The 24,184-nt window shown below is 44.8% G+C and carries 19 protein-coding genes; 15 read left to right on the top strand and 4 right to left on the bottom strand.

Going from position 1 to position 24,184, the window contains the following annotated elements:
- Positions 1-28 precede the first annotated feature (28 nt).
- The 3 genes from AB5935_RS02105 to AB5935_RS02095 are packed head-to-tail and all read right to left on the bottom strand — an operon-like array spanning position 29 to position 5,543.
- Entirely contained in the window at positions 29-3,154 is a 3,126-nt protein-coding gene (locus AB5935_RS02105; RefSeq protein WP_038608414.1) for an efflux RND transporter permease subunit, read from the bottom strand.
- 9 nt (positions 3,155-3,163) lie between these two features.
- Positions 3,164-4,261 carry an efflux RND transporter periplasmic adaptor subunit gene (locus tag AB5935_RS02100; RefSeq protein WP_008674560.1) on the bottom strand — a complete coding sequence of 366 codons (1,098 nt, stop codon included), beginning with the start codon at positions 4,259-4,261 and terminating at the stop codon, positions 3,164-3,166.
- A gap of 28 nt (positions 4,262-4,289) precedes the next feature.
- Positions 4,290-5,543 carry a TolC family protein gene (locus AB5935_RS02095; protein WP_038608411.1) on the bottom strand — a complete coding sequence of 418 codons (1,254 nt, stop codon included), beginning with the start codon at positions 5,541-5,543 and terminating at the stop codon, positions 4,290-4,292.
- 170 nt (positions 5,544-5,713) lie between these two features.
- On the opposite strand from AB5935_RS02095, the gene ybeY reads away from it, so the two are divergent.
- The 9 genes from ybeY to deoC all read left to right on the top strand — a co-directional run bounded on the left by ybeY (position 5,714) and on the right by deoC (position 15,283).
- Positions 5,714-6,130, top strand: a complete 417-nt coding sequence (gene ybeY / locus AB5935_RS02090) for an rRNA maturation RNase YbeY (RefSeq protein ID WP_007834320.1) — start codon at positions 5,714-5,716, stop codon at positions 6,128-6,130.
- 234 nt (positions 6,131-6,364) lie between these two features.
- A complete protein-coding gene (locus tag AB5935_RS02085) occupies positions 6,365-6,898 on the top strand; it encodes a hypothetical protein (RefSeq protein ID WP_007834318.1) in 534 nt (177 codons plus the stop codon).
- Positions 6,899-6,923: 25 nt separating this feature from the next.
- Positions 6,924-8,624: a flotillin family protein gene (locus AB5935_RS02080; protein ID WP_007841733.1), complete on the top strand. Its 1,701-nt coding sequence runs from the start codon at positions 6,924-6,926 to the stop codon at positions 8,622-8,624.
- A 146-nt stretch (positions 8,625-8,770) separates the two neighbouring features.
- A complete protein-coding gene (gene mnmG / locus AB5935_RS02075) occupies positions 8,771-10,642 on the top strand; it encodes a tRNA uridine-5-carboxymethylaminomethyl(34) synthesis enzyme MnmG (RefSeq protein WP_038608408.1) in 1,872 nt (623 codons plus the stop codon).
- A gap of 59 nt (positions 10,643-10,701) precedes the next feature.
- Positions 10,702-11,226 carry an adenine phosphoribosyltransferase gene (locus tag AB5935_RS02070; RefSeq protein ID WP_008654056.1) on the top strand — a complete coding sequence of 175 codons (525 nt, stop codon included), beginning with the start codon at positions 10,702-10,704 and terminating at the stop codon, positions 11,224-11,226.
- Between the two features lie 353 nt (positions 11,227-11,579).
- Positions 11,580-13,400, top strand: a complete 1,821-nt coding sequence (uvrC, locus tag AB5935_RS02065; protein ID WP_038608405.1) for an excinuclease ABC subunit UvrC — start codon at positions 11,580-11,582, stop codon at positions 13,398-13,400.
- Between the two features lie 156 nt (positions 13,401-13,556).
- Positions 13,557-14,009, top strand: a complete 453-nt coding sequence (dtd, locus tag AB5935_RS02060; RefSeq protein ID WP_007834310.1) for a D-aminoacyl-tRNA deacylase — start codon at positions 13,557-13,559, stop codon at positions 14,007-14,009.
- On the top strand, positions 14,009-14,329 hold the full coding sequence (locus AB5935_RS02055; protein WP_038608402.1) for a nucleotide pyrophosphohydrolase: 321 nt from the start codon (positions 14,009-14,011) through the stop codon (positions 14,327-14,329). Before dtd ends, AB5935_RS02055 begins: the two co-directional genes overlap by 1 nt.
- 6 nt (positions 14,330-14,335) lie before the next feature.
- Positions 14,336-15,283, top strand: coding sequence for a deoxyribose-phosphate aldolase (gene deoC, locus AB5935_RS02050; RefSeq protein WP_007834308.1), 948 nt, complete (start codon positions 14,336-14,338; stop codon positions 15,281-15,283).
- Positions 15,284-15,463: 180 nt separating this feature from the next.
- Here deoC and AB5935_RS02045 read toward each other — a convergent pair whose 3' ends face one another.
- Positions 15,464-16,438 (bottom strand): polyprenyl synthetase family protein, encoded by a 975-nt coding sequence (locus AB5935_RS02045; protein ID WP_007834307.1) that lies wholly within the window; start codon positions 16,436-16,438, stop codon positions 15,464-15,466.
- A gap of 91 nt (positions 16,439-16,529) precedes the next feature.
- On the opposite strand from AB5935_RS02045, the gene polA reads away from it, so the two are divergent.
- From polA to AB5935_RS02015, 6 genes are all read left to right on the top strand, one after another.
- Complete coding sequence (gene polA / locus AB5935_RS02040; protein WP_008654057.1) at positions 16,530-19,445, top strand: DNA polymerase I; 2,916 nt, start codon at positions 16,530-16,532, stop codon at positions 19,443-19,445.
- A gap of 309 nt (positions 19,446-19,754) precedes the next feature.
- The gene (locus AB5935_RS02035; protein WP_007834304.1) at positions 19,755-20,141 is read left to right on the top strand and encodes a DUF3836 domain-containing protein; all 387 of its coding nucleotides are present in this window, start codon (positions 19,755-19,757) and stop codon (positions 20,139-20,141) included.
- A 198-nt stretch (positions 20,142-20,339) separates the two neighbouring features.
- Positions 20,340-21,443, top strand: coding sequence for a redox-regulated ATPase YchF (ychF, locus tag AB5935_RS02030; protein ID WP_007834303.1), 1,104 nt, complete (start codon positions 20,340-20,342; stop codon positions 21,441-21,443).
- Positions 21,444-21,574: 131 nt separating this feature from the next.
- Entirely contained in the window at positions 21,575-22,486 is a 912-nt protein-coding gene (locus AB5935_RS02025; RefSeq protein WP_007834302.1) for a ketopantoate reductase family protein, read from the top strand.
- Positions 22,483-23,304 carry a prolipoprotein diacylglyceryl transferase gene (gene lgt, locus AB5935_RS02020; RefSeq protein ID WP_005843938.1) on the top strand — a complete coding sequence of 274 codons (822 nt, stop codon included), beginning with the start codon at positions 22,483-22,485 and terminating at the stop codon, positions 23,302-23,304. Before AB5935_RS02025 ends, lgt begins: the two co-directional genes overlap by 4 nt.
- Positions 23,305-23,961, top strand: a complete 657-nt coding sequence (locus AB5935_RS02015; protein WP_005849885.1) for a chloramphenicol acetyltransferase — start codon at positions 23,305-23,307, stop codon at positions 23,959-23,961.
- Positions 23,962-24,184: the final 223 nt, after the last annotated feature.

The raw sequence follows: 24,184 nt of genomic DNA, 5'->3' as shown, positions 1-24,184 counted from the left end.
TTTTTCTGTCGGTTGCAAATATACATCATTATAATTTTCTTTGCAGCAGATTACCTTCTTTATCATACAACATCTTGCTATAAACCCACTCCACAATCAGCGGAAATACGAACAAGGCAAAAAAAGTGGCTCCTATCAAACCGCCAATAATAACAATAGCTAGCGGGCGCTGTGATTCGGAACCTATGCCATGACTCATGGCAGCAGGCATCAACCCGATAGCCGCCATGGCCGCCGTCATTACAATGGAACGGATACGCGAGCGCATTCCTGTTTTCACCGCATCCGGCAAGGATAGCCGTGTATGCAGATTATGCTTGATATCCGAAATCATAATCACCCCATTCTGAATACAGATACCGAATAAAGCAATGAAACCGATCCCCGCAGAAATTGAGAAATTAAATCCCGTCAGCAACAATGCGGCAATACCTCCCACGGCTGCAAAAGGTACATTCAGCAGCACCAGTCCTGCATCTCTGGCATTCGAAAAAAGTACAAACAGAATGACAAAGATAATAGCGATACTCACAGGAACCACCTGGGCCAAACGCTTGGACGCCCGTTGCTGGTTCTCAAAATCTCCCGTCCATTTCAAAGAATATCCTTCAGGAAGATGGATCGCGGCATTTACTTTCTTTTGTGCCTCTGCCACCGCCGTTCCCATGTCCCGTCCCCGCACGGAGAATTTGACCGCACAGAAACGAGTGTGGTTGTCCCTGAAAATAAGTAAGGGTCCTGTAATGGTACGGATATCCGCCAATTCCTTGACAGGTATCATGGCTCCATCGCTGGCCGGAACCAATATCTTGCCTATCTGATCTTCGTTCTGACGGAATTCCGGATTATAACGCACCATAATATTGAACTTCCGTTCATCTTCATAAAGTAAAGAGGCCGATTTTCCGCCGATAGCCATCTCGATGATGGACTGCACATCTTCTTTCGCTACCCCGTATCGTGCCAGTTTCTGTTCATCCAGTTCGATACGCAGTTCAGGCTGGCCGATGTTACGGATTACTCCCAAATCTTCAATACCTTCCACAGTCCCCAAAATCTTATCAATCTGTACGGCAAGTTTCTGTGACTCATATAAGTCCTTGCCGAACACTTTCACCGCAATAGAGCCCTTTACCCCCGATGCCGCCTCCTCCACATTATCCGATATAGGCTGTGAGAAGTTGAAGTCGATGCCCGGATAAATGGATAAATCCTGCTGCATCTTATCAATCAGTTCCAGTTTGGTCAGTTTGCTCTCCCATTCTTTCTCGGGATAGATGTCTACATGAAATTCAATATTATAGAAACCGGTCGCATCTGTTCCGTCATTCGGTCGTCCGGTTTGGGACATCACTTGTCTCACTTCGGGATAAGCCATCAGTTTACGACGCATGGTGTTGGCCAGCTCCACCGATTCATCCAAAGCGATGCTTTGCGGAAGCGTGGCGCGTACATAAATGGAACCTTCATTCAGCTGAGGAAGAAACTCCGTTCCCAAGACAGTAAAAAGCCACAATCCGAAAACCGCCACCACCGTAGAGAGTCCGATAGTGAGACTGCGACGGGCATGAAACCGGTCGAACAGCAACGAAGCTTTTTCATTGATAAAACGGACGATACAGTTATTCCTCTCACGGACATCACGTTTCAGCAACATAGAAGACAGGACAGGAACCAGTGTCAAAGTGAAGATCAAAGCCCCCAGCAGTGCGAATCCCAATGTATATGCCAACGGAGAGAACATCTTTCCTTCCACTTTCTGAAAAGAGAATATAGGCACCAACGCTGTGATAATAATCAATTTGGAGAAGAACACCGCTTTCGCCTTATCTTTGGCAGTGCTCCGGATAAGCCCCATTTTCGACATCCGGTTGAACGCAGGCATTCCCACCTCGTACGCTTTTCTGTCCAGCGCCACAAAAACCCCTTCTACCATCACCACGGCGCCATCAATGATGATGCCGAAATCTATCGCTCCCATAGAAAGCAGATTAGCAGACATTCCCATCGCTCTAAGGCAGATAAAGGCAAAGAGCAGCGCCAACGGAATCACGATGCCGACAATCACTGTCGTCCGCCAATCCGCCATAAAAATTAAAACGATAAACGTAACTAACAATATACCCTCAATAAGATTATGAGTCACCGTATGAACAGCCAGATTGACTAAGTTCTCACGGTCATAGAATGGAACAATCTCCACATCTTCGGGCAGAATCCCTGTATTCAGTTCTGCTATTTTATGCTTCAAGGCAGCAATCACCTCACCCGGATTTTCTCCTTTCCGCATGACGATAATGCCTTGCACCACATCATCTTCCTCCATGCGTCCTACTTGTCCCAGTCTGGGCAAACAGGATTCGTGCACATCCGCCAAATGACGGACCAATACAGGCGTACCGTTGATATTCTTCACTACAATATTCCGGATTTCCTCCAAATCATTGATTAATCCGATTCCACGCACCACATAGGCCTGTGAGCTCTTAGTAATCACATCTCCTCCGACATTGATATTACTCTTTGCAATAGCATCATACAGTTCCAATGAAGTAATACCGTAATTTATCAGTTGATGGGGATTCACACTGACTTCGAAAGTCTTTACCTCGCCACCGAAACTCACAATATCAGCCACACCCGGCACAGCACGGAGATTGCGGTCTATCACCCAGTCCTGAATTGTTTTCAATTCGCGCACATCACGCTTGCCACTGCGCAAAGTGTAGCGGTAAATCTCTCCCGTCGGGCCATAAAGCGGCTGTACTTCAGGAGTGACCCCTTCCGGTAAATCAGCATCATTCAACAAGTTATACACCTGCTGGCGAGCTGTGAAATCATCGACATCGTCCTCAAACATCACATTGATAACAGACAGACCGAAAAGAGTGGTAGAACGGATATCAGTCTTCTTCTGAACAGGATTCATCGCTATTTCAACAGGGATAGTGATGAATTTCTCCACCTCTTCCGCACTTCTCCCCGGCCACTGGGTGATTATGGTCACTTTCGTGTTCGTCACATCGGGAAAAGCATCTACAGGTGTATGTTTGAAAGATATCGCCCCTGCAATGACCGCTATCGTGGTACAGAAAAATATAAAAAATTTATTTTTCAGTGAAAAAGCTACTATATTATCAATAAACTTATGCATACTTTCCTTCTATTTAGAATCGTCATTCAAAGCATTATAAACCAACAGAACATTTTTGTTAAGAATCTTATCGCCTCCGGTAACACCGGAACGGAGATAGCATTCCTTATCCGACCGCTTGTAAATCTCCACCTCTTTCACCTGAAGACTGCCGTCGCCGTCTACCGCTACCACATAATTCTTCCCATTCTCAAAAACCAGCGAATGAGGGTCTATCCGTGCCATCCGTTCCTCGGATGCCTTGCAAGTCACCTTTACATTGGTAAACATACCCGGCTTCAGCAGATAATCCTTATTTTGCAATTTTATGCGCACGCTCATCGTTTTACTCTCGTCATTCAGCACCTGATACACTTTGTCTATAGTGCCTCCGAAACTCCTGTTCCGATAAGCCAGTGTAGTAATCTCCACCCTGTCTCCTGCACATACTTTGCTGATATCACTTTCATAGACATCGGCCATCACCCAGACATTCTCCAACCCCGATACAGTAAATAATTCCTCACTCTGGTCTGAACGTATCTGCATATCTTTGCTGATGTTTTTATTGACAATAAATCCCGCTACCGGAGACTTCACTTGATAAATGGAATTACCCAACAGATGATAAATGGAGAAAACTTCCTTCACCCTTTTATCCTCCGCCTCGGCTGCGGCCAGTTCTTGCTTTGCCTGGAGCATATCGCGCTCCGAAGCTATGCCCGAAACATACATGTCCTGAGTCGCATCCATGGCACGCCGGGCGGTAAGCACTTGTTGGGCAGCATCTTTCTGCTGTTTCTCATAGTCGGCCACTTCCCCGCTACGGATTACGGCCAGAACCTCACCTTTTTGCACATAATCTCCCGTTTCCGCATGGACTTCCGTCACCGTCCCCCCGAATATGGGATACACCCGTGCCACCTGTTCTTGGTTGAAAGTAACACGACCGTTCAGGGTAAGTTCCATCGTGACCTCCTGTATACTTACAGTATCAATGGCCACTACTTGTTTCAAACTGTCTGTCAGGAAGATCCCCCCATTGGTCGTGTCTGTTTGTTCAGCCGGTGCCGAACAGTTACAAAGAAGAGGAAAAAATAAGCCCAGTAAAAAGATATTCTGATTCATTGTTGTTCTCTGATTGATAAGTTAGTTATTAATAATTAAATACATTTTGTCCGATAACTCGGTTCAAATTCTCCATAGCCAGAAGCAAGTCCTTACGTGTGTCATATAACTGTATACAAGTTTCTTTATAACTCTCATAATAGTCTATAAATTCCAACAGACTGATACTACGTTTCCGGAACGTTTCATTCACTCCCGCTATCAGTTTCTCAAAGTTCTGCTCCAAATCACTATCCACCGACTGATAAAGATTCATCGCCTTCTCCAGCTGCGAATAAGCGGTAAAAAGCTCCATCTCCGCTTTTCCCATGGCATACTCCTTTTCCTTATCCGCTTTCATGATTTCGATGCGGGCCGACTTTATATTACCCTGATTACGGTTAAATATAGGAACAGAGAAACTGATCCCCACAGCAAAGTAATTATTGATAAAATTACCGGCACGGTCATAAGTCCCTTTAAAGGATACTTCGGGAAAAGCCAGCGACTTCTGAAGTTTAAGGTTCGCCTGCGAAGCACGGATATAGGTACGGGCCAGTTTTAAATCGGGACGTCCAGTCATACGTGCCATCAAGTCCGCATAAGAGAGTTGTGACAAGTCCAGCTGTTTCAACATACTTTCATCCAGTAGCAGTTCAGGACGCGCATCAGCAGGAAGGCTCAGAAGAAGGTTCAATTCTCCCCGGGCGGCAACCAGCTGATTCTCCTGCTCATTCCTTTCCTTCTTCAATGAAAGCAACATGGCCTCCAGACGCGAGGCTTCCATCAGTGAAATGTTTCCTTTCTGTTGTTGAAGTTTCATCTCAGCCAGAAGGCGCTCCAACGAAGTTATTTCTTTTTCATAAACAACCATATTTCTAGTCAGAAAATAAGTCTCGACAAATCGTTCGTTCAGCTCACTATGCAAGGTGCGCATGATTTCCTGAAACTGATATCCGGCCATTTCCTTGTTCACTTTTTCCAGACGGATACGGTTACTACGCTGCCCGGCAATACTGATAACCTGCTCTATCTCCACTCCTGACTCCCCGTCCTTTCCCATGTCAAAGTATTTTCCATTCAGCCTATTGTACACATTTTGCTCTAACGAGATAACGGGATTCTCAAAAAGTCTGGCCTGCAATACCTGTGCCTGAGCAATGTCCATATCATACCGGGCTGCAATAAGAGACAGGTTCTGCTTCAGAAAAAGCTGTCCGGCATCTTTCAGAGTCAAGGTCTGTGCCTGCAGTATTCCTGTCATTATGCCTATAAAAAAGAAAAGAATAGCACGTTGTTTCATTGTTTTCTGTTTTTGGGTGACAAAAGTACAACGCCCTTTTCCCGATGAGAAGTGAAACCGATTATAATCAACTCAGACCAGATTAGAAAGTTATTAGAAAATATCCCGAAAGTGAACCGCTAACAAGATACTTTACCTATCTTTGCCTGTCATTTCTAATTTGTTATTCTATGATAAGTTATCAAACCGATGGGGTAAAGATGCCCGATATCAAAAAGAAAGAAACCACCGAATGGATTAAAGAGGTAGCCGCCTGCTATGGAAAAAGAGTGGGAGAAATCGCTTATATCTTCTGCTCGGACGATAAAATACTGGAAGTAAACCAGCAGTATCTGCAACATGATTATTACACGGATATCATCACTTTCGACTATTGCGAAGGTAATCGCATTTCCGGTGATTTATTCATCAGTCTGGATACTGTCCGCACCAATGCGGAACAGTTTGAGCAACCCTACGACCGCGAGCTTCACCGGGTGATTATTCATGGTATCCTGCACTTGTGCGGCATCAACGACAAAGGGCCCGGTGAACGGGAGATTATGGAAGCTGCCGAGAACAAGGCGCTGGCATTGGTTTCCCTATAACAGGACATACAAGGTAGAACAACCTATAAAAGTTACGGGCATAGTTCGCACGAATGATTGCCCGTAACTTTTCAAAGACATGCCAATAGTTAGGGAAAACTTTCCGCCGGACGGATAAAAACGTCGAAAGCTATACATGCAGCTACATTTATTCCCTTATCTTCTTGCTTTTCCGGATTAATTGCTTTATTTTGTGAATTGAAAAAACAGATAAACACAAAATATATCACTCAAATGGAAGCTAACGTATATTTTTTCGCTGCATTAGTAAGTACGGGAATCTTTCTTCTGCAATTCATCTTATCCATCTTTTTCGGCAATATGGACACCGACATAGACGTCAATGCCGACGGCAACGCCGATATAGACATGAGCAGCGTACTCTCCTTCAAAGGGCTGATTCATTTCTGCATGGGTTTCGGTTGGTTCATGTATTTATGCCAGCCTCCCTACATTGTCTTGCATTATCTGGGCGCCGTGATAAGCGGCAGCTTTTTTGTTTTCGTCCTAGCTTGGATTTATAAACTCTGCTATAAGCTGAAACAAGAAAATAAGCCCGAACAGGGAGAAGAATTAATAGGCAGGAAATGCGAAATATATACCCGCTGTCAGGAACAAGGACAGGCAGGAACAGAATACGTGGTCTATATCGCCATCAATGGTGCACAAAGAGAACTTACCGTGCGGAGCATACAGGGTAAAAGCTATCAGGAAGGCGATATCCTCACACTGAAGGATTACAAGGAAGGAATCTATTATATTGATTAAATAAACCCTAAAAACGCAATCATTTATGGATGAGCAGATTCTCATTTATGCAGCTATTCTGGTAGCTGTCATCGTCCTGACCATCGTCGGGATTTTAAGTCGTTACCGCAAGTGCAAGAGCGACGAGGTATTGGTAGTATATGGTAAGACCGGCGATAAGAAATCGGCTAAACTGTATCACGGAGGAGCCGCTTTTGTATGGCCCATCATTCAGGGATACTCTTTCCTGAACATGAAACCCATGCAGATTGACTGCAAACTGACCGGCGCCATCTCCAAACAAAACATCCGCGTAGATGTGCCCACTACCATCACTGTGGCCGTAAGCACAGAGCCCGAAGTCATGCAGAATGCGGCCGAACGCTTGCTGGGACTGAACATCGAGGCACAACAGGAACTGATTAAAGACGTTGTTTACGGACAAATGCGTCTGGTCATCGCCGATATGACTATCGAACAACTGAACAGCGACCGTGATACATTCCTTGAGAACTGCCGCAAAAACATCGATTCCGAATTGAAGAAATTCGGCCTTTACCTGATGAACATCAACATCAGCGACATCCGTGATGAAGCCGACTATATCGTCAATCTGGGAAAAGAAGCCGAAGCGAAAGCCAAGAATGAAGCCTTAGCCAACATTGAAGAACAGCAGAAACTGGGGGCCATCAAGATTGCAGAACAGCAAAAAGAGCGCGCCACCAAAGTAGCGGAAACCAACCGCGACAAGAACACTCAACTGGCCGATACGCAACGTGACGAGGAGATTAAAGTAGCCATAGCCGACAAGGAACGTGAATCGAAAGTAGCGGAAGAAAACGCCGAAAAAGAATCACGTATCGCCAAAGCCAGCGCCTCTATGGAAGTGAACAAGGAACAGGCGCGTACCGAACAGGAGAGTCGTACTGCAGAGCTCCAGTCCGATATGGAGATAAAGCAGGCGGAAGCACAAAAGAAATCGGCCATCGGGCAAAATAACGCTGCCAAAGAGGTTGCCGAAAGTAATGCGGAACTGGAAGTTACCAAGGCGGAAGCCTCTAGAAAAGCCGGTGAAGCACAGGCCAGAACGCAAGCTGCCGTCCTCACTGCACAGGAAAACGCACAGCGTGAGATAGAAGAAGCGAAAGCCCGCAAAGTAGAACAGGCCTTAAAAGCGGATAAGATTGTTCCTGCCGAAATAGCCAAACAGCAAGCTATCTTGGATGCGGACGCATTGGCTGAGCAAATAAAACGTAAGGCAAATGCAGAAGCGGAAGCTATCCTGGCCAAAGCACAGGCGGAAGCCAAGGCTATCCAGATGAAGCTGGAGGCAGAAGCGGAAGGTAAGAAGAAGTCCTTGCTGGCCGAAGCTGAAGGCTTCGAGGCCATGGTGAAAGCTGCCGAACGCAATCCCGAAATCGCCATCCAATACAAGATGGTTGACCAATGGAAGGAAATCGCTTCGGAACAGGTTAAGGCATTTGAACATATTCAACTGGGGAATATTACTGTTTTTGACGGCGGCAACGGCACGACATCTAATTTCTTGCAGAACGTCGTCAGCAAAGTAGCTCCTGCACTGGGTATTCTAGACAAGCTTCCCATTCATGATACCTATCAGAACATTGTCAATCCTTCCTCGAAAGAAAACGCACAGAATGAGCCGGAGAAAGAGGAGTTTGAACCGGTAGACAAGGACGGAAAGAAACGCCCGTCCGACACCCCTCCTGCTCCGGACAAGAAATAACAGGAAATAGTTTACTTTAGAAATAGTGTTTGTATGATGTGGCGGCAGAAGCAGATTTCTGTCGCCACACATTCTTTTTAACCGTATTATCACCGCTTTACAGAGTAAAATTCGTAATTTTGCAATCGGTAAAAAGAAATAAATCAATGGATTTTAAGTACGACGTTATTGTAATAGGCGCCGGACACGCAGGCTGTGAGGCAGCTGCGGCCGCAGCCAACATGGGTTCGAAGACCTGCCTGATTACCATGGATATGAACAAAATCGGGCAAATGAGTTGTAACCCTGCCGTAGGTGGAATTGCCAAGGGACAAATCGTAAGAGAGATAGACGCATTAGGTGGCTATATGGGACTGGTTACAGACCGTACAGCCATACAGTTCCGTATGCTTAACCGTTCCAAAGGTCCCGCTATGTGGAGCCCCCGTGCCCAGTGTGACCGCGGCAAGTTTATCTGGGCATGGCGCGAGATTCTGGAGAACACTCCCAATCTGCACATTTGGCAAGATACTGTAGAAGAACTAATCGTGGAAAACGGTGAAGCGACCGGAGTCATGACTTGCTGGGGAGTGACTTTCCATGCAAAATGTATCGTGCTCACCGCAGGAACCTTCCTGAACGGACTGATGCACATCGGGCATAAACAACTGGCAGGAGGACGCATGGCCGAACCAGCTTCCTACCATCTGACCGAATCAATCACCCGCCACGGAATCACCGCCGGACGTATGAAGACCGGTACGCCTGTCCGCATAGACGGACGCAGCGTACACTATGAGCTGATGGAAACACAGGACGGAGAAAACGACTTCCACCGCTTTTCGTTCATGAGCGAACCGCGCAAGCTGAAACAACTGCAATGCTGGACCTGCTTTACCAACGAAGAGGTGCACGAGGTACTGCGCAAAGGTCTGCCCGACTCTCCCCTTTTCAACGGACAAATCCAAAGCATCGGACCGCGTTATTGTCCCAGCATAGAAACCAAAATCGTAACCTTCCCCGACAAGCCGCAACATCAGCTTTTCCTGGAACCCGAAGGAGAAACCACACAAGAACTTTACCTGAACGGGTTCTCTTCTTCACTGCCCATGGACATACAGTTGGCGGCATTGAAGAAAGTACCTGCATTTAAGGACTTGGTAGTTTATCGTCCGGGATACGCTATCGAATACGATTACTTCGACCCTACCCAACTGAAACATACGTTGGAATCGAAAATAATAAAGAACCTGTTCCTTGCCGGACAAGTAAACGGGACCACCGGTTACGAAGAAGCAGGCGGACAGGGAATCATTGCCGGTATCAACGCACACATCAACTGCCACGGTGGCGAGCCGTTCACACTGGGACGGGACGAGGCCTACATCGGTGTCTTGATTGACGATCTGGTTACAAAAGGTGTGGACGAACCTTATCGTATGTTCACCTCCCGTGCCGAATACCGCATCCTGCTCCGACAAGACGATGCAGATATGCGCCTCACTGAACGTGCCTACAAACTAGGTCTGGTAAAACAAGACCGTTACGAACATCTTTGCAGCAAACGGGAAGCCGTGAACCAAATCATCGACTTTGCCAAGACCTTCTCCATTAAAGCCGCATTAATCAATGATGCTTTGGAAAGTTTGGGTACTGCCCGTCTGACACACGGCTGCAAACTAATCGACCTGCTGAACCGTCCGCAGATTACCATCGAAAATATAGCCGGGTACATTCCGGCTTTCAAAGCCATGCTGGACCAAATTACCGACCGTAAAGAAGAAGTGATTGAAGCCGCCGAAGTACTGATCAAATATCAGGGATACATTGACCGCGAGCGAATGATCGCAGAAAAGATACATCGCTTGGAAGCCATCCGCATTAAAGGCAAGTTCGACTACAACTCATTGAATTCGCTCTCTACCGAAGCCCGGCAGAAACTGATGAAGATAGATCCCGAAACATTGGCCCAAGCCAGCCGCATACCGGGTATCTCTCCTAGCGACATCAACGTCCTACTAGTTCTGCTGGGGCGGTGAAACAAGGTATGTTTCACGTGAAACAAGTAATTTAATAGACTAACAATAAAACACTGGTTATGAGCAAAGAAACGCTTAAAGCAAACTTAAGAGAAATTCCAGATTTCCCCATTCCGGGAATTCTGTTTTATGATGTGACAACCTTGTTCAAAAATGCCGAGTGCTTGCAGGAAATGCTGGACACTTTATATGAAATGTACAAGGACAAAGGTATCACCAAAGTAGTAGGTATAGAGTCGCGCGGCTTCATTATGGGCGGTGCTCTGGCGGCACGTTTAGGAGCCGGATTCGTAATGGCACGCAAGCCGGGCAAACTCCCTGCAGAGGTTGTAGAAGAAACGTATGCTAAAGAGTACGGAACCGATACCATTCAAATACATAAGGATGCCATCAATGAAAACGATGTAGTTCTGCTGCACGATGATTTATTGGCTACCGGTGGAACCATGGCGGCCACTCATCGGTTAGTACAAAGATGTGGTGCCAAAAAGATCTTCATCAACTTCATTATCGAGTTGGGAGGTCTGAACGGCAGAAAGGCATTCCCCGAAAATATCACGGTGGATACGCTGCTTACTTTATAACGCCGCACAATCTGCCCGTAAAAAAGCGAAGTCCGTCCCGAGTCACTATAGAAAGACAACAATGGATGGACAACGAAAAGATATGGACGATGAAGCCGAAAGATATATATCTTCAAGCTGTAAGATATATAATGTTACAGCTTGAAGATTTATAAGATGATTACCCACAATCATACCACGAAATGCTATTTTGAGATGTTTCCACCGTAGGGGCGAACACATGGGGACACCCCTACGGAAGCGCTCATTTGTCCGGAAAACAATCGTTTGTCATTTAACTCAAAATTCAGCAACGAGGTATTTTTATATCGAGCTTACATTAACATATAATCAGGTAATACCAATATACACTTATGGAAAAAGAAGAGATTACAACCAATGACTATCTGAAAGGAATCGTACTAAACCTGCCCGACAGCCCGGGCATTTACCAATACCTAAACTCCGAAGGAACCATTATCTACGTTGGAAAAGCAAAAAACTTGAAACGAAGAGTCTCTTCTTACTTCAACAGAGAGCACCCCAACGGCAAGACACGCCTGCTGGTCAGCAAGATTTCAGACATCCGTTATATCGTGGTAAAGACAGAGGAAGACGCCCTTTTGTTAGAGAATAATCTGATAAAGAAATACAAACCGCGCTACAACGTATTGCTGAAAGATGATAAGACCTACCCTTCCATTTGTGTAAGCAATGAGTATTTTCCACGCATCTTCAAGACCCGGAAAATCATCCGTAACGGCTCCTCCTACTATGGTCCGTACAGCCACATGCCCTCCATGCTTGCCGTGATGGACCTGATAAAAAAGCTCTATCCCATCCGCACTTGCAAACTCAACCTGAGTCCAGAGAACATTCGTGCCGGCAAGTTCAACGTATGTCTGGAATATCATATAAAGAACTGCAAAGGGCCCTGCATCGGACAACAATCGCATGAGGAATACATGAAGAATATCGGTGAAATCAAAGATATCCTGAAAGGAGATACACAAATTGTAAGTGACCTGCTGATGGAGGAAATGCAAGCGCTTGCCGCCGAAATGAAATTTGAGGAAGCACAGAAAATAAAAGAGAAATATGACTTGATAGAAAACTATCGCTCCAAGAGCGAAGTGGTCAACTCCATCATCCATAATGTGGATGTATTTTCCATTGAAATGGAAGAAAATTCAGCCTATATCAACTATCTGCATATCACTAACGGATGCATCAACCAAGCCTTCACTTTCGAGTACAAGAAACGTCTGAACGAAACAAAAGAAGAGCTTTTACAACTGGGCATTATCGAAATGCGTGAACGATATAAGAGCACTTCCCGCGAAATCATCGTACCTTTTGAAGTGGATATGGAAATGAACAACGTCACCTTCACCGTTCCCCAACGAGGAGAAAAGAAGCATTTGCTGGACCTCTCCGTAATGAACGTGAAGCAGTATAAAGTAGACCGTTTGAAACAGGCGGAAAAGTTAAATCCAGAACAAAGAAGCGTCCGTCTGATGAAAGAAATCCAAGAGCAGCTACATATGAAGAAGATGCCGAACCACATTGAATGTTTCGACAACTCCAACATTCAGGGTTCGGACGCAGTGGCCGCCTGTGTAGTCTTCAAAAAGGCAAAACCAAGCAAGAAGGATTACCGGAAATACATCATCAAGACAGTGACCGGACCCGACGATTACGCCTCTATGAAAGAGGTGGTACGCCGCCGGTATAGCCGCGCCATAGAGGAAGGTTCCCCCCTGCCCGACCTCATCATTACCGACGGTGGAAAGGGGCAAATGGAAGTAGTGAGAGAAGTGATAGAAGACGAACTCCATTTGGATATCCCCATAGCCGGACTGGCCAAAGACCGCAAGCACCGCACCTCGGAATTGCTATACGGTTTTCCTCCGCTGACCATCGGTGTAAAACAAAGCACTCCCTTGTTCCATCTGTTGGAGAATATACAGAACGAAGTACACCGCTTCGCCATCACCTTCCATCGGGACAAGCGCAGCAAGAGCCAGGTGGCATCCGCTTTAGACAACATCAAGGGAATAGGTGAGAAAAGAAAGACCGCCCTGCTGAAAACATTCAAAAGCGTCAGCCGCATCAAGCAAGCCTCACTGGAAGAGATTGCAGCCGTGGTAGGTGAAGCAGCCGCTAAAAATATCAAAGAAAACCTCACAGAATAAAAGGGATTTCCTACCTTTGCATACATCCATTGCAAGGATATGCCGCCCTCATAACTGTCAAGCCAAGAGGTCGGCAATGTTTCCACCCACCATAGTAGGCGGACATAATACCGGTAAACGGCAAGCATTTTCTAATAATAAATAAAGGATATAAATATGAGAGTAGTTATTCAACGAGTAAGCCACGCCTCTGTTACCATAGAAGGTGTATGCAAATCGGCGATAAAAGAAGGATTCATGATATTGGTTGGTATCGAAGAAGCTGATACACAAGAAGATGCTGACTGGTTATGCAAAAAGATAATAGGATTGAGAGTCTTTGACGATGAAAACGGAGTGATGAATAAATCCATTCGGGAGGTAGAAGGCAACATTCTGGTTATCAGCCAGTTCACATTGCACGCATCTACAAAGAAAGGGAACCGTCCCTCCTACATCCGTGCCGCAAAACACGATATAGCCATTCCTCTCTACGATTATTTCTGCCGGGAACTAAGCATCGGTTTAGGCAAAGAAGTAGGAACCGGAGAATTCGGAGCAGACATGAAAGTTGAACTTCTGAACAACGGGCCTGTTACTATATGTATGGACACTAAAAACAAAGAATAATGACACTGGAAGAAGCACAAAAAGAGGTGGACAGCTGGATTAAAACGTACGGTGTACGCTACTTCAGCGAACTGACCAATATGACCGTCCTGACCGAGGAAGTAGGCGAACTGGCACGTGTGATGGCACGTAAATATGGAGACCAATCTTTCAAACAAGGAGAGAAAGACAACCTTGCCGATGAAATGGCAGACGTATTGTGGGTCCTTATCTGTCTGGCCAACCAGACCGGAGTAAACCTGACCGAAGCCTTCCGTCAAAACTTGAAGAAGAAAACAAATAGAGATAAAGACAGACATAAAAACAACCCCAAATTATAAAGAATTATGGAACATAATCACGAATTCGAAGGTGGACATGAACATCGTCATGACCACGATCATGGACCCGAGCACAGTAAGTACGAGGAAGCACTTGCCAAGTATAACATCCGTTTGCGCGATGAGGATGTAAAAGCGAAAACTGCCCTACTCATCGAAAAACATGTAGCAGAAAACAATACACCGGACGTAAAGAAATTCCTGTTCCATTGCATTGACCTGACCACTTTAAAGTGCACTGATTCGGATGAAAGTGTAATGAAATTCACCGGAAAAGTAAATGAATTTGTTGACAAGTACCCTGATCTGGACAATGTAGCCGCAATCTGTGTATATCCTAATATGGCAGAAGTAGTCAACGACACCTTGGAGGCAGACCATGTAAACATAGCCTGTGTATCGGGTGGTTTCCCTTCATCACAAACATTTACTGAAGTAAAGGTAGCCGAAACAGCCATGGCTCTCCATACCGGAGCTGATGAAATAGATATCGTTATCCCGGTAGGCAAGTTCCTGAGTGGGGATTACGAAGGAATGTGCGATGAAATAGAAGAATTAAAAGCTGTATGTGGTGAGCACCACCTGAAAGTAATTCTAGAAACTGGAGCACTGGGGAGCGCATCCAACATCAAAAAAGCGTCCATTCTATCGATGTATTCCGGAGCCGATTTCATCAAGACCTCTACCGGAAAGGAAAACCCCGCCGCTACTCCTGAAGCCGCCTTGGTGATGTGCGAGGCTATCAAAGAATACTATATGACAACAGGCCGCAAAGTAGGATTCAAACCCGCCGGAGGAATTAATACCGTACACGATGCTTTGGTTTACTATACCATTGTAAAAGAAGTGTTAGGTGAAGAATGGCTGACAAACGAGCTATTCCGCTTAGGAACAAGCCGCCTGGCCAATCTGCTTCTCTCAGAAATTGTAGGTCAGGAAACCAAGTTCTTCTAAACAAAGAACCGTTTCACTATTTAAATAACAACCACATTTAAAGTGACCGGAATGAGCCTTATCTATTCCGGTTATTTTAAACTACCAAAGAAAGGCGTACCTCAAAAAGCTCGGGCGTGGTCCTTATCGTATAAAGGATCACGCCCGAACTTTTTGAGGTACATATCTTCAACAATCGTACTATTTATCTCTTTCAATCACATAATCAATATAAGCAGTCAAAGCATCTTTTACAGCTTGACCGGCTGATTGTGGAAGTAAAGCCAACGCTTTATTACGATAATCCACCATTGCCTGTCTGGCATACTCTATCCCTCCCTTCACCTTAGTATATTCGATGAAACGGGCAATATCTTCATCCGAAGCGTCTAATGACCGGATACATAACGCCAGTTTCCGCATCTCCTCATCATCAAACGTATTTAACACATACAAAGCCGGCAATGTCAGCTTCCCTTCACGCATATCGTTTCCGGTAGGTTTACCTATCTCATCAGAAGAATAATAGTCAAAGATATCATCCTTTATCTGGAAAGCAATACCAATCATTTCGCCAAACAGACGAGCATTTTTCACCATTTCATCGGATGCATGAACCGAAATAGCCCCCGCTTCCGCACTGGCAGTAAACAATGCAGCCGTCTTTTTACGAATGACATCATAATACACTTCTTCCGAGAACTCAGAAGCATTAATATTCGCCAATTGAATAATCTCGCCTTCAGATAAGTTCTGTCCCAAACAAGCCACCAAATCTACAATTGTAATCTCGCGGGTCATGGCAGAATGCTTCAGGCTGGTTGCCAGCATATAGTCGCCTACCAGAACCGACACCTTATTATTATAGATAGCATTTACCGAAGACTGCCCACGGCGCTTGTCACTCTCATCCACCACATCATCGTGCACCAGGCTGGCCGTATGGAGCAACTCCAATGAAAGGGCCGCATGAAGCGTAGAATCATTGATTTCACCGAATAGTTTAGCAATCAACAACGCCAATATGGGACGCATCATCTTGCCATTTCTCTGCTTAATATAGGATAACACCTCACTAAGTAAAGAATTGGAACTTTGGAGCGAAGAGTCAAACAACCTTCTAAATTCCTCAAACTCCTTGTCAATAGGCAATTTGATTTGCTGTAATTTGTCCATGCAGGTTAATTTGTGCACAAAAGTAGTAATAAAAGACGGAATACGGTATTTTTTTGTACTTTTACAATGAAAAAACTAAAGATTTTTAAGAATGGACAAACTTTTTCTATTAGATGCTTATGCATTAATATACCGCGCGTATTACGCTTTCATCAAAAGCCCGCGCATTAACTCCAAGGGTTTCAACACTTCAGCCGTACTGGGATTTGTCAATACACTGGAAGAGGTCTTGAAGAAAGAAAATCCTACGCACATCGGTGTGGCATTTGATCCCGCCGGTCCCACCTTCCGGCACGAGGCCTATGAACAGTATAAGGCACAACGTGAAGAAACACCCGAAGTAATCCGTTTGTCCGTACCCATTATAAAGGATATTATCCGGGCCTATCGTATTCCTATTCTGGAAGTACCGGGATACGAGGCTGACGACGTGATCGGTACACTGGCCACCGAAGCCGGCAAACGAGGGATCACTACTTATATGATGACACCAGACAAAGACTATGGTCAACTGGTGGGCGGAAATGTCTTCATGTACCGTCCCAAGCATACAGGCGGTTTTGAAGTGATGGGCATAGAAGAGGTAAAGGCAAAGTTCGATATCCAGTCACCCGCACAAATCATTGATATGCTGGGACTGATGGGCGATAGTTCCGACAACATTCCCGGTTGTCCGGGAGTGGGCGAGAAAACAGCACAAAAGTTAATCGCGCAATATGGCAGCATCGAGAATCTTCTCTCCCACTCTGCCGAACTGAAAGGAGCCTTGAAAACCAAAGTGGAAGCCAACCGGAAAATGATTGAGTTCTCCAAGTTTCTGGCAACTATCAAAATTGATGTCCCCATCACATTGAACATGGACGAACTGAAAAGAGAAGAACCAAATGAAGAGGAACTACGGAAGATTTTTGAAGAGATGGAGTTCCGTACCCTCATCGACCGCGTTTTCAACCGAAACAAGAAATCCGCCTTCGCCGGAACATACACCGATGCGACCGGAAACGATCTGCAAGGACGAAACCGCACACCGGAAGGAAGCGCCCGGCAGGGAAACATGCCGGACGGTTCGGGACAACTCTCCCTTTTCGGTGAACCGGCTTCGAATGGCAAATCGCCCGCTTCTCCGTCTTCCCCTCAAGGCAATCTCTTTGCAGAATTTACCAACGGAGGGACGGAAAGTGAGAAATATTCGAATCTAGCATGTTTAGATAATTTAAAATACGACTATCAACTCATTGATACAGAAGAGAAAAGATCTGAATTATTACAAAACTTACTTACAAAAGAAATTTTCAGTCTAGACACAGAAACAACAGGAACCGATCCCATCACCGCAGAACTCGTGGGAATGAGCTTCAGCTATGCCGAAAATCAAGCATTTTATGTCCCTGTACCTGCCGATCGGACCGAAGCGCAAAAAATAGTTAATGAGTTCCGGCCGGCTTTCGAAAAAGAAGGAGCGTTGAAAGTAGGACAAAATATAAAATACGATATGCTGGTATTGGGCAACTACGGAACTGAAGTGCGCGGTCCCCTGTTCGATACCATGGTGGCACATTATGTACTACAACCGGAATTGCGCCACAATATGGACTACCTTGCCGAAATCTACCTGCATTATCAGACTATCCACATCGAAGAACTGATTGGTCCCAAAGGCAAAGGTCAGAAGAATATGCGCGATCTCTCCCCCGAAGCTATCTATAAGTACGCGTGCGAGGATGCTGATGTCACACTGAAATTGAAAAACATCTTGGAACAGGAATTGAAAACCAACGATGCGGAAAAACTCTTCTACGAAATAGAAATGCCCCTGGTCCCCGTACTTGCTTATATAGAACGCAACGGCGTGCGTGTAGACACTGAAGCCTTAAAACAGACCTCGGAACATTTCACCGCCCGCATGAACCAAATAGAAGAAGAAGTGCACCAACTGGCAGGTACGGATTTCAACATAGCCTCACCCAAACAGGTAGGTGAAGTGCTGTTTGACAAGCTGCGTATCGTGGAGAAAGCCAAGAAAACCAAAACCGGACAATATGTCACCAGTGAAGAAGTATTGGAAAGCCTGCGAGGGAAACACGAAATAGTAGGCAAGATATTGGAACACCGCGGTCTGAAGAAGCTTCTCGGTACTTATATTGATGCTCTGCCCCTATTGATTAATAAAGAAACAGGTAAAATTCATACTTCGTTCAATCAAACGGTCACTGCTACCGGCCGGCTCAGTTCCAGCAACCCGAACCTTCAGAACATCCCCATCCGCAACGAAGACGGCAAGGAAATCCGTAAGGCCTTCATTCCCGATGATGGTTGCGAATTTTTCTCCGCCGACTATTCACAGATTGAGTTACGCATTATGGCACACCTTAGCGGAGACGCCAATATGATAGAGGCTTTCAAGGAAGGAGATGACATTCATGCCGCCACCGCAGCAAAAGTATATAAGATAAGTATAGACAAAGTTACCCGCGAACAACGCAGTAAAGCAAAAACAGCTAATTTCGGTATCATCTACGGCATCAGCGTATTCGGACTGGCAGAACGTATGAATGTAGACCGCAAAGAGGCAAAAGAACTAATAGACGGCTATTTCGAAACTTATCCCCAAATAAAGGAATATATGGACAAAAGCATCGACCTTGCCCGCAGGCAAGGATATATTGAAACCATATTCGGCCGTAAACGATATCTTCCGGATATCAATTCCAGAAATTCGGTTGTGCGCGGATATGCCGAACGAAATGCCATCAATGCTCCTATCCAGGGAAGTGCAGCCGATATTATCAAGGCAGCTATGGTACGCATATACCAGCGCTTTCAATCTGAAAATATAAAGTCCAAAATGATACTTCAGGTACATGATGAGTTAAATTTCAGCGTTCTACCCGAAGAAAAGGAAAAAGTACAGAAAATTGTGATTGAAGAGATGGAAAATGCCTACCATATGCAAGTACCTTTACGCGCAGACTGCGGTTGGGGAAGCAACTGGCTTGAAGCGCATTAAAGCATATAGAAACCAACTATTCGCAAGATATATAGTACTATATATAAGGTATTTATATCATAAAAGCTCAATGGTCTTTTCCAATCCATTGAGCTTTTCATTTGCCATCCCGAACGTAAATGAAAAACACAAACACAAGATAATTGTAATAAATAGATCTTATACAATTATTAATATTTGTTTAATCAGTGACATTTTGCAAAAATATAATCATTTTTTAGCAGAAATGTTAGGAGATTCAATTTTCTTTCGTACATTTGCACCGTTTTTAAAAACAATATGAAAGTAACAATCTAACATATCAATATCATGAAGAAGATCAATTTTTTGAAAGGAATGCTCGTTGTAGCAATTTTATTTATTGCTAACCTTACAGTTTTTGCAGGAAATCCGGGTGACAACCTGATTTACAATGCAGAAGAAGTAAATGGAGTAATTGTTTCGGAAACGATTTTTAAAATGGAAGGCACCATGCTTACTAATTATATGAAGCACAATTACAAGTATGATGCCAACAACCAACGCACAGAGGACGAGGCGCAAAAATGGAACAGTAACAAAAATCGCTGGGAAAATGACCTCTGCATTCGTTATACTTATGGCAACAAAAGTATGACTACTGAATATTACAAATGGAACTCTAAAAAGAAAGAATATATATTAGTACCCGAAATGACCGTAACTATGGACAAATAAATCTATTCTAACAATCTAACACTTTTCATAAAAACTCTACGAAAGGGCAACCGTGACGGTTGCCCTTTTTGTTTCGTGACGGGCAGTCTTTTCGCATATAAAAAAGCCAAATCTGACTTCAATATGAAGCCTGATACAAAAAGAATGGTTATCTTTGCAAACAAATAGATAGATAATAATCAAAAAAACAAATAGATAATGGCTTTACAATGTGGCATTGTCGGTCTTCCAAACGTAGGAAAGTCGACACTTTTTAATTGTTTATCGAATGCAAAGGCTCAAGCAGCCAACTTCCCTTTCTGTACCATCGAACCGAATGTAGGTGTCATCACCGTTCCTGATGAACGCCTGACCAAACTTGCCGAACTGGTTCATCCGGGACGTATCGTTCCCACTACTGTAGAAATTGTTGACATTGCAGGACTTGTAAAAGGAGCTAGCAAAGGTGAAGGGTTGGGAAACAAGTTTCTGGCAAATATCCGTGAAACAGATGCTATTCTGCACGTACTCCGCTGTTTTGATGATGAAAATGTGACTCATGTAGACGGTAGTGTAGATCCGGTCCGTGACAAAGAAATCATTGACACCGAACTCCAGCTGAAAGATTTGGAGACCATTGAAAGCCGTATCCAAAAAGTACAAAAACAGGCACAGACGGGCGGTGACAAACAAGCTAAACAAATGTACGACATCCTTGTTAAATACAAAGACGCATTGGAACAAGGCAAATCTGCGCGTACCGTACAATTTGACAGCAAAGACGAACAGAAAATCGCAAAAGAACTGTTCTTGCTAACCAGCAAACCAGTGATGTACGTATGCAACGTGGACGAAGCAAGCGCTGCTACCGGCAATAAATATGTAGAACAAGTACGCGAAGCCGTAAAAGAAGAGAATGCAGAAATTCTAGTCGTAGCCGCCAAAACCGAAGCCGATATCGCAGAACTCGAAACCTATGAAGACCGCCAAATGTTCCTTCAGGAAGTCGGTCTGGAAGAATCAGGTGTAAATCGTCTGATCAAATCGGCTTACCACCTGCTGGAACTGGAAACCTTCATCACCGCCGGAGAAATGGAGGTAAAAGCCTGGACCTACCGCAAAGGATGGAAAGCACCCCAATGCGCAGGGGTCATCCACACCGATTTCGAGAAAGGATTTATCCGCGCCGAGGTGATCAAGTACGAGGACTACATTAAATATGGTTCGGAAGCCGCCGTGAAAGAGGCTGGAAAAATGGGCGTGGAAGGTAAAGAATACGTAGTGCAGGACGGTGACATCATGCACTTCCGCTTCAATGTATAAACCGTAGGTAAATCAAAACGCAAAAGACTTATCACAGCCATGCTATGAATGAAAAAACATCAGGGAACCAGCAAAACTAATGGCAGACTGATAAGTCAGTGTTTTGTTTCCTAAAACAAAATACAACTAACATGGAAAAATATTTAATCGTGGGAACCGGCGGCGTTGGAGGAAGCATCGCCGGTTTCCTTGCTTTAGCAGGAAAAGATGTAACATGCATTGCCCGTGGCAAGCATCTGGAAGCCATTCGTGAAAAAGGACTTCACCTAAGATCAGACTTGAAAGGTAATCACTTTCTGCCTGTACAAGCCTGCACAGCCGAGGAATACAACGAGAAAGCCAACGTAATTTTTGTATGCGTAAAGGGCTACTCCCTAGATTCCATCAAAGATCTGTTGGAAAAAGCCTCGGATAAAGATACCTTGATTATCCCCATCCTGAATGTTTACGGTACAGGTCCCCGTATCGGGCAACTTGTTTCACATGTAACAGTACTAGACGGATGCATCTACATCGTAGGTTTCGTCTCCGGACCGGGTGAAATCACACAAATGGGCAAAATATTCCGACTGGTTTTCGGCGCACGTCCCCAACAGGGTGTGGCTCCGGAACGTCTGGAAACCATTGCCGATGTACTAAGAAAAGCAGGGATCAAAGCCGATATTTCGGATGATATCAATCGCGACACCTTCATCAAATGGTCATTCATCTCGGCTATGGCCTGCACAGGTGCCTACCATGATGTCCCAATGGGTCCTCTGCAACATCCCGGAGCAGAACGCGACACTTTCATCGGTCTGTCCAAGGAAAGTTCTGAAATAGGCCGCAAAATGGGAATTACCTATGCGGAAGACCCGATAGAATACAACTTAAAAGTGATTGACAAATTAGACCCAGACAGTACCGCATCCATGCAAAAAGATATAGCCAAAGGACATGAGTCCGAAATACAAGGACTATTGTTTGATATGATCGCACTGGGCGAAAAGATGGATGTGGATATGCCCACTTACCGCAAAGTTGCACAAAAATTCAAGATATGAATACACTGTCAGCCATTCTTTGGAATCCCGATATAGAAATCTTTTCCATTTTCGGCATTTCCATCCGTTATTACTCCGTATTGTTCGTTACAGGGCTTTCATTGGCCTACTGGGTGATATACAAACTCTACCAAGACCAAAAAATTCCTTACGAAAAATTTGATTCCCTGTTCGTTTACTGCCTGCTGGGTATTGTTATCGGTGCTCGCCTGGGACATTGTCTGTTCTATGAACCAGGCTATTGGCTCTCTCACCCTGTAGAAATGCTGTTGCCCGTCAAGATTACCGATTCTGGGATAAAATGGACCGGTTATCAAGGTCTTGCCAGCCATGGAGGAACCATCGGACTAATGCTCGCCTTATGGATCTATTCACGCCGTGTAAAATTGAAGTTCCTGACTGTACTAGACAATATAGCCATCGCCACCCCGCTGGCAGGTTGTTTTATCCGTTTAGGTAACCTGATGAATGGTGAAATAGTAGGTACGGTAACTCATGTTCCTTGGGCGTTCATTTTTCCGCACGAAGATATGCAACCCCGCCACCCGGCACAACTCTACGAAGCCATCGCCTATCTTCTGATTTTTATCATAGGCTTGCGGTTGTATAAAAAGTACAAAACCACGCTATACCCCGGTTTCTATTTCGGCTACTGCCTCACTACCATATTCACCTTCCGCTTCCTTGTGGAGTTTATAAAAGCCAGCCAGGAAGCCTTTGAAGACAGTATGATGCTGAACATGGGGCAATGGCTCAGCATTCCGTTCATACTGCTGGGAGCGCACTTCATGTACCATTCTTTTAAACCCGTAAAATAAATGAAACATATAATAGATATTGAAACTTGGGAACGCCGGGACAATTATAATTTTTTCCGCAACTTCCATAATTCATGGATATCCATTACCAGTGAAGTGGATTGCACTGAAGCATTTCCAGCTGCAAAAGCCGCCAAGCGCTCTTTTTTCCTGTATTACCTGTATGCTGTGCTACGTGCTGCCAATGAAGTGAAAGAATTCCGTTTCCGTACAGATAAAAACGGACAGGTGGTCTATCACGATCAGGTGGACATCATATCACCTATCGCTGTACCCGGCAAGACTTTCTACACAGTCCGCATCCCTTACCATGCAGATTTTGAACGGTTTTATGCCGAAGCATATCACATCGTCCATAACATCCCCGAAGAGGGTGACCCGTATGGAGCCGAAAAAGTCATTAAAGAACAGGGAGATTTTGATATTATCCAACTGAGTGCCACGCCTCAGCTTTATTTCACTTCACTCACCTATACACAAATGGCTCCCGACCATCCATTAGACTATCCGCTGATGAATGCCGGCAAAGTAGTGCCACGCGAAGGAAGACTGGTAATGCCCATCGCTTTCACTGTAAACCATGCTTTTGTGGACGGAGCGCACATAGGACAACTCTTTCAGAAAATAGAGGAGATATTGAAAGAGCTGGCTCAATAAATAGAGGGGTCTCAAAAGGCATAAAGATCCCTGTCGGACACGTATGTATGCATTTCCCTACATATACGTTCACATATATCCATAAAAGAATAAATAACCAGAAAAAGAAGACAATCTGTCAAAATGCCGATGCACGAGAATACGATGAAAATACACAAACTGTATCCTTTGAAACAGGACACCCTCATACACCGGCATTATCATTTTGACAGATTGCCAGTTT

Source organism: Phocaeicola sp. RTP21198st1_B8_RTP21198_201120, assembly GCF_040929485.1.
Lineage (GTDB): Bacteria > Bacteroidota > Bacteroidia > Bacteroidales > Bacteroidaceae > Phocaeicola > Phocaeicola dorei.
The sequence above is the reverse complement of the archived record's forward strand: the minus strand, read 5'-3'. Positions and strand labels throughout refer to the sequence as shown.

Bases quoted from the DNA above. Each gene is read 5' to 3' on its own strand.
- AB5935_RS02055 (WP_038608402.1), top strand. From the start codon at position 14,009: ATGACACTGGAAGAAGCACAAAAAGAGGTGGACAGCTGGATTAAAACG.
- ybeY (WP_007834320.1), top strand. From the start codon at position 5,714: ATGATAAGTTATCAAACCGATGGGGTAAAGATGCCCGATATCAAAAAG.
- AB5935_RS02100 (WP_008674560.1), bottom strand. From the start codon at position 4,261: ATGAATCAGAATATCTTTTTACTGGGCTTATTTTTTCCTCTTCTTTGT.
- AB5935_RS02095 (WP_038608411.1), bottom strand. From the start codon at position 5,543: ATGAAACAACGTGCTATTCTTTTCTTTTTTATAGGCATAATGACAGGA.
- lgt (WP_005843938.1), top strand. From the start codon at position 22,483: ATGAATACACTGTCAGCCATTCTTTGGAATCCCGATATAGAAATCTTT.
- AB5935_RS02045 (WP_007834307.1), bottom strand. From the start codon at position 16,438: ATGGACAAATTACAGCAAATCAAATTGCCTATTGACAAGGAGTTTGAG.
- deoC (WP_007834308.1), top strand. From the start codon at position 14,336: ATGGAACATAATCACGAATTCGAAGGTGGACATGAACATCGTCATGAC.
- uvrC (WP_038608405.1), top strand. From the start codon at position 11,580: ATGGAAAAAGAAGAGATTACAACCAATGACTATCTGAAAGGAATCGTA.
- AB5935_RS02015 (WP_005849885.1), top strand. From the start codon at position 23,305: ATGAAACATATAATAGATATTGAAACTTGGGAACGCCGGGACAATTAT.
- AB5935_RS02035 (WP_007834304.1), top strand. From the start codon at position 19,755: ATGAAGAAGATCAATTTTTTGAAAGGAATGCTCGTTGTAGCAATTTTA.
- polA (WP_008654057.1), top strand. From the start codon at position 16,530: ATGGACAAACTTTTTCTATTAGATGCTTATGCATTAATATACCGCGCG.
- mnmG (WP_038608408.1), top strand. From the start codon at position 8,771: ATGGATTTTAAGTACGACGTTATTGTAATAGGCGCCGGACACGCAGGC.
- AB5935_RS02080 (WP_007841733.1), top strand. From the start codon at position 6,924: ATGGATGAGCAGATTCTCATTTATGCAGCTATTCTGGTAGCTGTCATC.
- AB5935_RS02085 (WP_007834318.1), top strand. From the start codon at position 6,365: ATGGAAGCTAACGTATATTTTTTCGCTGCATTAGTAAGTACGGGAATC.
- ychF (WP_007834303.1), top strand. From the start codon at position 20,340: ATGGCTTTACAATGTGGCATTGTCGGTCTTCCAAACGTAGGAAAGTCG.
- dtd (WP_007834310.1), top strand. From the start codon at position 13,557: ATGAGAGTAGTTATTCAACGAGTAAGCCACGCCTCTGTTACCATAGAA.
- AB5935_RS02105 (WP_038608414.1), bottom strand. From the start codon at position 3,154: ATGCATAAGTTTATTGATAATATAGTAGCTTTTTCACTGAAAAATAAA.
- AB5935_RS02070 (WP_008654056.1), top strand. From the start codon at position 10,702: ATGAGCAAAGAAACGCTTAAAGCAAACTTAAGAGAAATTCCAGATTTC.
- AB5935_RS02025 (WP_007834302.1), top strand. From the start codon at position 21,575: ATGGAAAAATATTTAATCGTGGGAACCGGCGGCGTTGGAGGAAGCATC.